This is a genomic window from Microcoleus sp. PH2017_12_PCY_D_A, from assembly GCF_020738565.1.
In the GTDB taxonomy this organism is placed as follows: Bacteria; Cyanobacteriota; Cyanobacteriia; order Cyanobacteriales; family Microcoleaceae; genus Microcoleus.
In genome coordinates this window covers 42,909-53,720 of sequence record NZ_JAEQCI010000048.1, presented here as the reverse complement: position 1 = coordinate 53,720, position 10,812 = coordinate 42,909, and the positions used below count along the sequence as shown (strand labels likewise).

At 42.4% G+C, this 10,812-nt stretch carries 9 protein-coding genes and 2 pseudogenes; 5 read left to right on the top strand and 6 right to left on the bottom strand.

From position 1 onward, the window contains the following. Positions 1-138 (bottom strand): annotated as a pseudogene (locus JGK39_RS15740) (photosystem II q(b) protein); the annotation flags it as partial. A 119-nt stretch (positions 139-257) separates the two neighbouring features. After that, a complete protein-coding gene (locus tag JGK39_RS15735; RefSeq protein ID WP_293254051.1) occupies positions 258-446 on the bottom strand; it encodes a DNA/RNA non-specific endonuclease in 189 nt (62 codons plus the stop codon). A gap of 214 nt (positions 447-660) precedes the next feature. Between JGK39_RS15735 and JGK39_RS15730 the strand changes: the two genes are divergently transcribed. Beyond that, the gene (locus JGK39_RS15730; RefSeq protein WP_293254048.1) at positions 661-807 is read left to right on the top strand and encodes a hypothetical protein; all 147 of its coding nucleotides are present in this window, start codon (positions 661-663) and stop codon (positions 805-807) included. A gap of 1,550 nt (positions 808-2,357) precedes the next feature. Next, a complete protein-coding gene (locus JGK39_RS15725; protein ID WP_293254045.1) occupies positions 2,358-3,722 on the top strand; it encodes a transposase in 1,365 nt (454 codons plus the stop codon). A gap of 155 nt (positions 3,723-3,877) precedes the next feature. Here the strand turns inward: JGK39_RS15725 and JGK39_RS15720 are convergent, their stop codons facing one another. Then, on the bottom strand, positions 3,878-4,828 hold the full coding sequence (locus JGK39_RS15720; protein ID WP_293254042.1) for a site-specific integrase: 951 nt from the start codon (positions 4,826-4,828) through the stop codon (positions 3,878-3,880). A 717-nt stretch (positions 4,829-5,545) separates the two neighbouring features. Between JGK39_RS15720 and JGK39_RS15715 the strand changes: the two genes are divergently transcribed. The 3 genes and pseudogenes from JGK39_RS15715 to JGK39_RS15700 all read left to right on the top strand — a co-directional run bounded on the left by JGK39_RS15715 (position 5,546) and on the right by JGK39_RS15700 (position 8,651). Beyond that, complete coding sequence (locus JGK39_RS15715; RefSeq protein WP_293254039.1) at positions 5,546-6,112, top strand: hypothetical protein; 567 nt, start codon at positions 5,546-5,548, stop codon at positions 6,110-6,112. Beyond that, positions 6,109-6,735 carry a hypothetical protein gene (locus JGK39_RS15710; protein ID WP_293254036.1) on the top strand — a complete coding sequence of 209 codons (627 nt, stop codon included), beginning with the start codon at positions 6,109-6,111 and terminating at the stop codon, positions 6,733-6,735. Before JGK39_RS15715 ends, JGK39_RS15710 begins: the two co-directional genes overlap by 4 nt. Positions 6,736-7,460: 725 nt before the next feature. Next, positions 7,461-8,651, top strand: a pseudogene (locus JGK39_RS15700) (RNA-guided endonuclease TnpB family protein). A gap of 47 nt (positions 8,652-8,698) precedes the next feature. Here the strand turns inward: JGK39_RS15700 and JGK39_RS15695 are convergent. The 3 genes from JGK39_RS15695 to JGK39_RS15685 all read right to left on the bottom strand — a co-directional run bounded on the left by JGK39_RS15695 (position 8,699) and on the right by JGK39_RS15685 (position 10,652). Continuing rightward, positions 8,699-8,998 (bottom strand): helix-turn-helix domain-containing protein, encoded by a 300-nt coding sequence (locus JGK39_RS15695; RefSeq protein ID WP_293183636.1) that lies wholly within the window; start codon positions 8,996-8,998, stop codon positions 8,699-8,701. Further along, positions 8,970-9,317, bottom strand: a complete 348-nt coding sequence (locus JGK39_RS15690) for a hypothetical protein (RefSeq protein ID WP_293183638.1) — start codon at positions 9,315-9,317, stop codon at positions 8,970-8,972. Before JGK39_RS15690 ends, JGK39_RS15695 begins: the two co-directional genes overlap by 29 nt. Positions 9,318-9,809: 492 nt before the next feature. Further along, positions 9,810-10,652 carry a hypothetical protein gene (locus JGK39_RS15685; protein WP_293254030.1) on the bottom strand — a complete coding sequence of 281 codons (843 nt, stop codon included), beginning with the start codon at positions 10,650-10,652 and terminating at the stop codon, positions 9,810-9,812. Between the last annotated feature and the right edge of the window lie 160 nt (positions 10,653-10,812).

The following is a 10,812-nucleotide window of genomic DNA, read 5'->3' as shown; positions in this document are numbered from 1 at the left end:
GATTGTTGCAGTTAGCAAGGTAGGAATCATCAAGACTCCGAACCAACCTACATAAATGCGGTTGTCGGTGCTGGTGACCCAGTTGCAAAACTGCGACCAGATATTGGCGCTTTCGCGCTGCTGTAAGGTTGCCGTCATGTGTTTATGATTGCTATTGGTTTTTCAATGTTCGGATGATGTCTCTATTATTAACGGTATCGTTAAGGTTTGTAAAGGCCTGTAACGACAGCTTAACTGATGGGGGTCATAAGCTGGGGTTATTGGCTGTCAACTTTGCTCTCAATGACTTGCTGAACCGGAGGGGGTATGTTCGACAAGAAATTCAGCCCCGTCTCCCGCTCTACTTGCTTCACCGAGACTCTGAAACTTTTCCAACCTTTGCCCTTGACGCTGCTATCGTTGGGCATCATCACGGCGATCGCGCTTGAGTGTTTGCGGCTCTCCAGAACTTATGGTGATAATTTTATCTAATGCAAGAAACAAGCTAATACGCGATTTCTCTAATTATCTTGCGTTAGAAAAGCTATACCATTGTCGCATAATCAACTTAATTTTATTGTTAATTCCTGATACCATTTTTCTATGAAGCTGCATGGAATAGATCCTTTACCGGAAAGGATTTTAGGCTTCCCAGGTCGTGCAGCTTCATAGTGAATTGGTATGACATCACTCGACTGGTTGTGGGATGAAAAAAGTAGTTGCAAATACCGTCAAAATTATTCTCAATTGTGGCGCAGATTCTTTCAAGAAGAATTGTGCATGATTCAGCTATTCTTTGAAGTTTTTTTGCAGTTTTGTGACAGTTAAATTAGTTTCATGTATTTTGATAAAATCTTCCTTTATCTGATAGGCAATTCTCAAAGATTCTGATTTTTTAATGTCTGTTCTAATCCAATACGGTTGACTTAAAAACAATCTGACTTTCAACAAATGCCTGTATTGCCTAGAAAATCGATCTCGGACATTCGTCAAAAAGCGTTAAGTCAACCCTATTGAAATCTAATATATCAAGCTGCTCTGGATTAAGATCTTCTCCCCTTACTTAATAATAAATATTTACTACATCTATCTGTAATACCTGCTGCTCTACGTAATTTATTTAAATCTCGATTTACCACTTTCATGACATGAAAATGGTCAATGACAATTTGGGAAGAGAGGGAATACTTGTTTGATAACTTTAGGGAATCGTCCCCACATATCAACACCCACTTCTTCAACTTGTTTGCGAAGTTCAATCGCTTGTGACCTAAGGACTTCAAAGATTTACTCGGAGCGGGAGGACTTCAAAGATTTACTCGGAGCGGTGAGAGTCAATCATTTCAATCAAATCACCTTCCGAAATATCACTAATAACAGTCACAAACTTTCCTTGACCTTTCCGCATACCTTATTTCATCCAGAGAGATTCGCTCGGCGCTGGCTTCCAAGTTTTTTTTTAGCTTAATTACCCGCTCGAATATTCTTTTTATTTCGTCCTAACTCAGTTTTTTTATCGCCCAATCTGTTCTATATTCGATTGCTGAACGCGCTCATAAATATTTTGTTCGTATCGTTAAATATGCCTTTTTTTGTATACAAAAAATGTATTGTTTCTGTGGGATATCGTTGGCAATTAGGACAGTAAAACTGCCGCCGTGGAATTTTTTTTAAACAGGAAGACCAAAGACTGGCAAATTTCTTGCTAAGATTGCTCGATTCTGATGCAGTTGTTCGGTATAATTTTGACAGTGATGACAAACCTTACCTTCTCCTAAAATTCTCAGTCAAACATAAAAATTTTCCATCAATTTGAGTACAACTTTCAACCTTCACTCCAGGCAAGTCTAATATATAGTCCAACTAAAAGTCCACGCTAGTAAATGTATTGTTTATTGCATTATACACCATAAAGTAAGGAGAGCCAATTGCAGAAGCGCAGGAATTCAGTCAAAATGATGATCCGAACAATGCTCTTGCCATCTTACAAGCTTACAATCTGCATTATTGGATTAACTTCATATCTATCGACCTACTGCCGCTACTGTTGCACGATCTTTTGGGACTGGTATTATGTTGTTCAAGTAGCTTACGAAAAACCTGACAACAGCCAATTATTCTGTAGCTTAAACCCAGAATTAGCAAAGGCTATTGATAAAGGAACTATAAGTTTCATCAGAGTCCTAGATGTCAATTTTGTCCACCTTTTATCAGAAAAATGGGTTGAAAACACCGTATTTTTAGGACGGCTTTAAGTCAAGTAAATGCGTAAAAATTTAAATCATTGAAAAATTAAGAATTGCGACAATCCTTGAATAAAGTAAGTTTTGAGACTAGAATAAAATCAGTTCACTCTTCAAATAAGAGGTAACTCAATCTTGCTCAAAAACTATGTTTACAAACTGCGTCCAAATCAAACACAAGACTCAAAAATGTCTTGCTGGTTAGATATGTTAAGAAGCCACTACAATTGGTGTCTCAACGACAGAATTACTCACTACAACCAACAATTCATCCAAGGAAATTACTGCGAGATTAGAACTCAAAGCGAAGTTTCCCCATTAACCTGCTATGTCAGTAAAAATGGTGCAACCGGAAATCCTTGGAAAGACTCAAAAACCGATGCTTCAGGTAAGACTAAGAACCCCCGTCGCAGTGCAGGCGACATTCAAATAACAGCATTACCTGACTTAAAAATAGCTAGACCTTGGTATAGTGGCATTGACTCAACAGTTTTACAACAGAATGTTAAACGCTTAGACATTGCCTACAAAAACTTCTTTGAAGGTAGAGGATTCCCGAAATTCAAAAATCGGAGTAACTTTACTTCTTTCACCTTCGTAATGGGAGTCAAAATACAAGGTAATAAAATTTACCTACCCAAACTAGGTTGGATGCGGTTTTACAACTCGCGCTCAATCCCCGATGGTTTTACCATTAAGGCTTGTGCGGTAAGAAAACGGCAAAATGGCTGGTATGTATCTATCCGAATTGAGGACAAGTCTATTCCCGACTACCTGACAAAATCTCTGGTGGATGTTGTGAAAATAATTGGCTGTGACCTAGGGATTACCAAATTAGTTCATTTGTCTGACGGACATCAGATTAAAAATCCTAAATTTGCGACCAATAAAAAAGCTAAACGTACCCTGAAGATTAGACAAAGACGGGTTAGTCGTAAAGTCAAAGGTAGTAAAAATCGCAAAAAAGCAGCTAAAAAAGTCGGGTTGTTTCATCAAAAAATTAGCGATAAGCGTCAAGCATATCAATGGAAAATCGCTCGGAAAATAGTCGGTCGAAATATTGATGCAATTGCCTTAGAAAATTTGAATGTTTCAGGAATGATGCGCCGATGTCGCGTAAAAATCGATAAAAAAACGGGAAGATTTCTCAAAAACGGACAATCCCGAAAGAAAAGTTTAAATCGTTCTATTTCTGATGCAGGCTGGTCTGAATTAACTTTAAAGATTGAGTATCTAGCTGCGAAGCAAGGAAAAGTCGTAATTAAAGTTAATCCTAAATATTCGAGCATTGAATGCAGGAATTGCGGTCATATTGACAAGTCTAGCAGAGATGGAGAAAAATTCATCTGTACTGAATGCGGCTATCACGAACACGCCGATATAGGTGCTGCAAAAACAATCAGAGATAGAGCTTTAAAAATGGTACGCGGGGACTCCGCGAAACCAGGGATTTTTTTTAATCCCCAAACGCTTGAGGAGCTTGTTGCAAGACAAGGATAGCAGCCCACCTTTTTAGGCAAAAGGATTGCGCCCAAGAACCCGCACACTTGCGCGGGATATTAAGATCGAAATGTCTTAAGAATCCCCGTACCTTAAGGTCGGGGAGTGTCAAAGTGCGTCAGCACTTAACGGGAGAGAACGTCACAAAGCGAGCGCTAAAATTCCAAATGCTGCACGGCCCGCCGCTTAGTTTCCTCCCCACGCCTGTCATACTTTGCCGTAGTTACCGGAGAAGCATGACCCGCCAACTTTTGCACCGTAACAATATCCACCCCAGCATCGAGGAGGTCCGAGCAAAACGTGCGCCGGAAGTCGTGGGGACTAAAAGACTCCACCCCAGCGAGTTTAGCCCGCCGCTGCACAATCTTCAACACACCATCCTCCGTCATGCGTCGGTGCTGAATTTCTCCCCCCTTCCGAATCGGGTACAACAGAGGGCCCGGAGCCTCTCCCCTCAACCCCAGCCACTCGGACACCAAAACGCAAGCAGACTCCGGGAGATAAACCGTCCTGTCTTTCTTACCCTTGCCCTCTCGGACGAACAGCGCTCCCGTGGATAAGTTAAAATCTCGCCTCAACAGATTAACCGCCTCACCGCGACGGATGCCACCCCCACGCAAGATAGCAATCAGCGCCTTATCCCTAACATCAATAGGAGTCTTACCAGAGCAGCTTTGCATCAATGCAGCAATCTCAGAGAGCGTTAGCGCCCGCCCCCTAACTTTTCCCGATTGCTTGATACTCCTGACATCCACCGCCTTACTGTAATCTATTGGGTCGATTAAATCCAACCGCAGAGCTTCCTTTAACACCCGTCGCAGGGCGCACAGCATTTGGTTCACCGTCGCCGGGGCGTACTTTTTCTCCAGGGCCGAGCGCAGAGCCGCCGTATGTTTGTAGCGCAATGCAGCCCAATTCAAAGTCATTGCGTCACACTCCCCACAAGTCAGCATTCGGGCCATGATATTGAGTCCTTCTCTCATGGTTGCCTTTGACCGTTCGCTCCCCAAACTGTCGAGGTACACTGCTGCTGGATGCTGAGTCAGGGGCACCGGACAGGGCAGATTCAAGGTTTCTGGCTGTTGCTCTCCAAGTAAGTCGAGCATTTACTCTTTCAAACTGATATTATAAATACTAAATTTTACGCCGCCTTCGGCGCAAAATTTCGATCGATTTGGCTCTTATTCCGTGAATCCTCGCCGGACGGCGAGCGAACTCGTGTGTTTTTTCTTGTGGCCACGGCAAGGAGTAAGGAAGGCTAAAGGATCGAAGTCTAGATTGGCGGCCCCATCCGCGAATCGCTTACATCCCCACGGCCGGGGCACGGGGGATGCAAGCTCGTTTTTCGTTAACAATACTTCGGACAGTTTTTCTATGACTGAATGACTTATCCTCGCTTGACTTTGAGCCACTGTGGATAATTAAATCAAAGTCATGTCCACCCCAGACGCGGCATTTAATTCGACTTTTTCGCGATCCTTAGCCTGTAAAGCTTGTAGTATCGTTCCAAAAACTGTCCGGAGTATTGGTTAACAGACTTGCGTCAAGATTACTTGCACAAATTAGACAATATATGGGGCTGGACTTTATATGATTATTGCGATCGCACCTAATCCCTTCAACTTATCGCTCCTAAAAGAGGTATAACCAGATCATTTATTTGCCAATTACAATCGCCCAGATCAAAGAGCGATCGCCATTGCATAAAAAAGTGCGATCGCCTTTCCATGCAATCTATGTTATGTTCTAGAGTAAATATAAAAGAGTTCGCGCTTTGATTATTTACCCTTTCCAAACTTAAGTATCCCCAAAAAATATGCACAATGCCAACTGAAGACGAGCGGTCAACATCGCCTAATGAACCCACAGAACCCGCTCAAAATAGCGATCCGTTGGCTTTCTCTTCTGAGTTAAGGTTAAATATAACAGAACGAGTCGAGTTCATTACCAATCGACTTATCTTAGGACAAAATATAACCCTCGATTTATTTGGCGGTAAAACATCTCTGATTCCCGAAGCTATTAACGTTGACAAGATAGCTGAGTCAGGAATTAAAACATCAATTGCTGAACTGTTACCAAAACTACCTAGACAGAGTATAGACCAAATTATCGCCAGTAACCCCCAGGCATATTTCCTTGAATATGCAGCACCCGTACTAAAACTAGGAGGTCGTATTTATATCAATGCCACGAAAAGAAATCCTTTCAGCAAACTCCCAAATGCCGAAACCCTAGAGCAACTGGGATTAATAGTTGTGCAAGAAAACGCGCCACTAGACACCAGATTTACCAACCAAAAATTTTCCAGGGAAACTCCCAGAAATGATGGCACTTTAGAAATTCCGTTATCTAGCTTAAAAACTACTATTTTGGAGAAAATCAAATGACTATAATTAGCAATCATTTTGACCTACTCTATTTTACCAATTGTAACTTCGATCCACCTTTAATTCGCGATTCAAAAATCATCATTCCCACCCGTCAACTAGGCTTACTACCAAGTCATCCACTTAATCACCAAAATGAAATAATTTTCCTGTCAAAATCTTACCTGATTTTCGAGGGAGTGAAATCATCGGTACGTCAGTTAACCGGATATATAGAAGAACCTTCTGGAACTCATCATTTCAAACCTCTAGAAGAAAACTCTAGAACACTCATAGATGATGATTTTCCCGATGTTGGTCAAACAGTAAGTTTGTTTGGGCTAGAAGGTGCGTTTGAAGATCCGTTAGAATGGGTTGATTGGGAAATTGAAAGTACATCATTTTATCTCATGGAACATCCAGCAGATGACTGGGAATTTACAGAACTGTGGATAGATACAACTAATTTTCCTCTAAAAGTTATGCTATTGGTTAGAGATAAGCAGGGAATTAGCTGTGTTTACGATCCATCTCAAAATTATCAACTAATATTTTTAAGTTTCACTTATGAAGAGGCGAAGTTATGGCTAGAAAAACAATATAAACTTGTGCCACAGCGTTTTCCCAAAGAGGTATGTGTATAGCGTCGCATTCTAATATCAACTCTCACCTACCTGGAGGGAGTTGATATTAGAATGCTGATTCAGCTAATCCAGGTATCTCGTCGATTAATTCGACTTGAAACAGAACTGCCTTCGCCGTTATCCTTTAGGTAAAATAGGCTTGGGTGGGATGTCAAAAACAATCACAAATGTGAATTCTTTGACTAACCGTTGCAAAACCCGAAAATGATCGTCTGCATCGTTCCTCCTGCGAAATCGCGCTACAATAATACGCTGACTATTAGGCAGTAACTTAACGATGCACCACGGATGTAATCTATCAGAATAGGTCATTTTCACCTCAGCAGTGACAGTAACAGATTGCGTCGTTGTTGATTGCTTGTCATTACGTTAATTGAGACAATATTCTTCAAGAAAGGTCACGTTGATGTTGACAATTAATTAGGTTTGTGCATCAAACAGCTCAAATTCTCTTTTAACAATACTTCGGACAGTTTTTGATTGTCAAAGACAGAATCAGGGTTGGAGGTAAGTAAGGACTCACGAAAAATCAAACATTGCAGCCATTTTCCCCGAAAGTGTCCGAACTATTGTTTTAACTAATGCCAACGGCAAGTCCCGCGCTCTATTCGTTTACAAGGATGAGCGACGGGATGAAAGCGCAGCCCGAAACAAATTGAGCGATAGCGAATAAATATGGTATTCCTGTATGCTATAATCTTATCAGTATTCAATAGTATTGATAAATGTATAAGGCATACAAATACAGAATCTATCCCACAAGTGAGCAGGAAACCTTGCTTACCAAGTCGTTTGGCTGTGCGAGATGGTTTTGGAACTACGCCTTAAACCTATGTCAAGAAACCTATAAGAATACTGGCAAGGGATTATCGAGAGGATATATACAAGGTTTGCTTCCTGCACTCAAGAAAGAGTATGAATGGTTAAAAGACCCGTATTCTCAATGTTTGCAAGTAGTAGCTCTAAATTTATTCACTGCCTATAAGAACTTCTTTGGCAAAAGGGCGATCCTGCCACGATTCAAGTCAAAGCATGGTAGGCAATCAATTGGTTATCCTCAAAACGTCAAATTTAATGGCGACTATATCAATTTACCTAAGATTGGATTAGTACATTGTCGGCTTCATCGTGGCTTTGAAGGTAATATCAAAACTGTCACTGTGTCTCGTAATCCTGACGGTAAATACTTGGTCTCCGTCCTAGTTGACGATGGCAAAGCCAATCCCGAATTATTGTCGGTGGACAAAGCTATCGGGGTTGATGTGGGATTAACTCACTTTGCTATCACGAGCGATGGCTCGAAGTTTTATAATCCCAAATACTTTGTCAAGCGTCAGCGCAACTTAAAGCGTAAACAGCAAAAGCTATCTCGCAAACAAAAAGGTAGTCAAAATCGTAAAAAGGCAAGATTGGCAGTGGCAAAAGTCCACTCCAAAACTGCTAGATGTCGTGAAGATTTTTTACACAAGCTATCCCGCAAGATAGTAAACGAAAACCAAGTTATTGCAGTAGAAAATCTCAATATCAAGGGCATGGTCAAAAACCATAATCTCGCCAAAGCGATTAGCGATGTTGGCTGGGGTATGTTCTGCACAATGCTCAAGTACAAGACTGAAAGCGACGGAAAAACTTAGATCGAGATCGATTCTTTCCTAGTTCAAAGACTTGCCATGTTTGCCTGAATCGAGTTGACAATCTTAACGACTGATGTAAGAGCATGGACTTGCAAGCATTGCGGTACTCACCATGACCGCGATGTAAATGCAGCGATCAATATTAGAAATGAAGCCTTGCGGATTCTGGCGTTAGGAACTAGCGCTAATGCCTGTGGAGGGGATGTAAGTCGAAGAGGCAAAACTTCGGTTTTGTTGGACGCTATGCCCAATGAATCAGGAAGCCAGCGCTGTACCGCCTAAACGGTCAGCGCCTGGTAGTTCACCGCGTTCTCTTTGAATGCACCCTATTATTCAGAAGGCGGACACAGCAAGCTCGCCAGTATCTCTGGAATTTCCTCAAAGTGTTCGAGCAGAAAATCCATTAGAGCCAAATGACGCAAATCGACAGCAGTAGGAAATCTTCGATTTTTTCCGCGTTTAAACCAACCCCGCACCGTCGAATTAGAGCGGGAACAAATTTCGGCAATTTGCTCGTAACTTACCCCCCATTTGACATAAAACTGTCTCGGTGTCATGCCCAATTGGCATTGGCTGTAAATTGCAATTAAATTGCGTTCTCTATCTGTCAAAGTATATGGCTTTTTCATCCTGATACCTCTCTAAATCTTCCTCCCACGCCGTATCAAATTGACACCAAGCTGCACTCTTGGAATCAGGATTAAGGCAAATTATGTAGCACCATATCCAACAGCGCAGGCGCGGTTCGTAGTTGTAAAATTTGCCGATAACTATTCCCCAGTCAGCTTCTTCGCCAACATCGACCCAGCGCACCCTAAAGCCGCACTCAAAGCGCGGAGGATGAATTTTGGCAAAATTGACCGGCAACTCAGTTGAAGGTGGTATATCCTTCAAATGTTTGAGTGGCAGGGCAGAAATCAAATCTCGCTTTGTTTTTAAGATTGACATGAGTTTTTAACTGTGCAGTCAATGCACTTGATTTGTTTTGATAAGTTTTAAGGTCAATTTCTCACTCAAAAATCGCAGCGCGATATCTGCTTAAATCAAAATCAATCAAAAGGTGGTAAACAAGGCTCTCAAATCCTTAAAAATTGGTTGCGGGCGATCGCTAAAATTTCTTCTTTTAACAGGTAATTACCAATAAACTAGATTTATTGCCGATCGCCAACTGGTAGGATGACGTAAGGTCGATCGCGCACCAAGACGCGGGCTTGCTCACGTCACCGTCATCTTTCTACAGCAAGGCTTCGCCCTTGCTCGGCACTCACCAAGACGCGGGCTAGTGGCCACCCTACCACTACAGATATTGAAAAGGTGCTCCTTCATCAGGCATGACTATCGCGTACTCAACTTCAAACAGTCCGCTGTCTGCTATTTTCGTACCTGCAAATCTACCGATTTTGCCAGCGTTAGCTTCGGCGCTGTGTTGGGTAATTTTTACTATGTCATCGGGTTTGTCGGCGTTGGCTCCTTGTTGGCAGTCACATCATTTGACGGGTTAACTGCGGTGCTTTTTGTCTGCTCTAGGGCTTTTTCCAATTCGGCAATTTTATGTTCGAGTGCTTGTTTTTCGGTTCGCCAGTTTTTGCTTGCACTCTGTACCCAGAAGGCTTCTTTTTCTTGGAATAGCTGTTGCAGTCTGGCGTTTTCTTGCTGCTGTTGTTCTAGCTGAACTTTGAGAGCGCTCATTTGCAGTTGGTTTTGTTGCAGTTGGTTTTGTTGCAGTTGGTTTTGTTGCAGTTGGTTTTGTTGCAGTTGATTTTGTTCGATCGCGGCAGTGACTTTAGGAGAGTGCGGGTTTGAATTGAACTGCTGTTGCGTTTCCAGTTGCTCTAGTTTGGCTTTGAGAAATCTGTTTTCTTGTCGCAGTTGTTCTTCAATTTGCAAGCTGGATTCTAACTGGATTTCGGCTGTATCCGTTTCAGTCTGGATTTCGGCTGTATCCGTTTCAGTTTGCTGGTTTGAGGCGGCAGCAGGTGTTGATGATTCGATTAGCTGCGCGATCGCCCTCTCAATCTTGATGTCAGCGTGCAAAATGTCCTGTCTGAGCTTCTCCCTGACTTCTTGTGTGACTGAAACGTCCAATTCTTCGTTCAGCGTGGCTTTCAGGTTCCGCAAATGGGCTAGTTCAAGAATCAGCCGGCGGTTGGTGGTGGAGTCGGGGGTGGGTTCAAAATTTGGTTTTGCACTTTTGGGGGCGGCACTTCTTGTTGAGTGCTTGCGCTTGCTGTTGCAGCCGTTGGGCTGTTTCCACTGCTGTACGAAAGTTTTGACGGCTTTCACAGTCCATCCTGCGGGGTTTGAAACTGTAACTTAATTTATTAACAAAGCTACCCATACTTGACTATTTGGGTAGCTTTGTCCGCAACTCTGGCGATCGCACGAGACTATTTGCCCCTGGTTCAATTTGTTTTTGCCCCCGTGCCATTCGATTACAGATGCG

Bases quoted from the DNA above. Each gene is read 5' to 3' on its own strand.
- JGK39_RS15730 (WP_293254048.1), top strand. From the start codon at position 661: ATGACATCACTCGACTGGTTGTGGGATGAAAAAAGTAGTTGCAAATAC.
- JGK39_RS15720 (WP_293254042.1), bottom strand. From the start codon at position 4,828: ATGCTCGACTTACTTGGAGAGCAACAGCCAGAAACCTTGAATCTGCCC.
- JGK39_RS15715 (WP_293254039.1), top strand. From the start codon at position 5,546: ATGCCAACTGAAGACGAGCGGTCAACATCGCCTAATGAACCCACAGAA.
- JGK39_RS15710 (WP_293254036.1), top strand. From the start codon at position 6,109: ATGACTATAATTAGCAATCATTTTGACCTACTCTATTTTACCAATTGT.
- JGK39_RS15695 (WP_293183636.1), bottom strand. From the start codon at position 8,998: ATGAAAAAGCCATATACTTTGACAGATAGAGAACGCAATTTAATTGCA.
- JGK39_RS15690 (WP_293183638.1), bottom strand. From the start codon at position 9,317: ATGTCAATCTTAAAAACAAAGCGAGATTTGATTTCTGCCCTGCCACTC.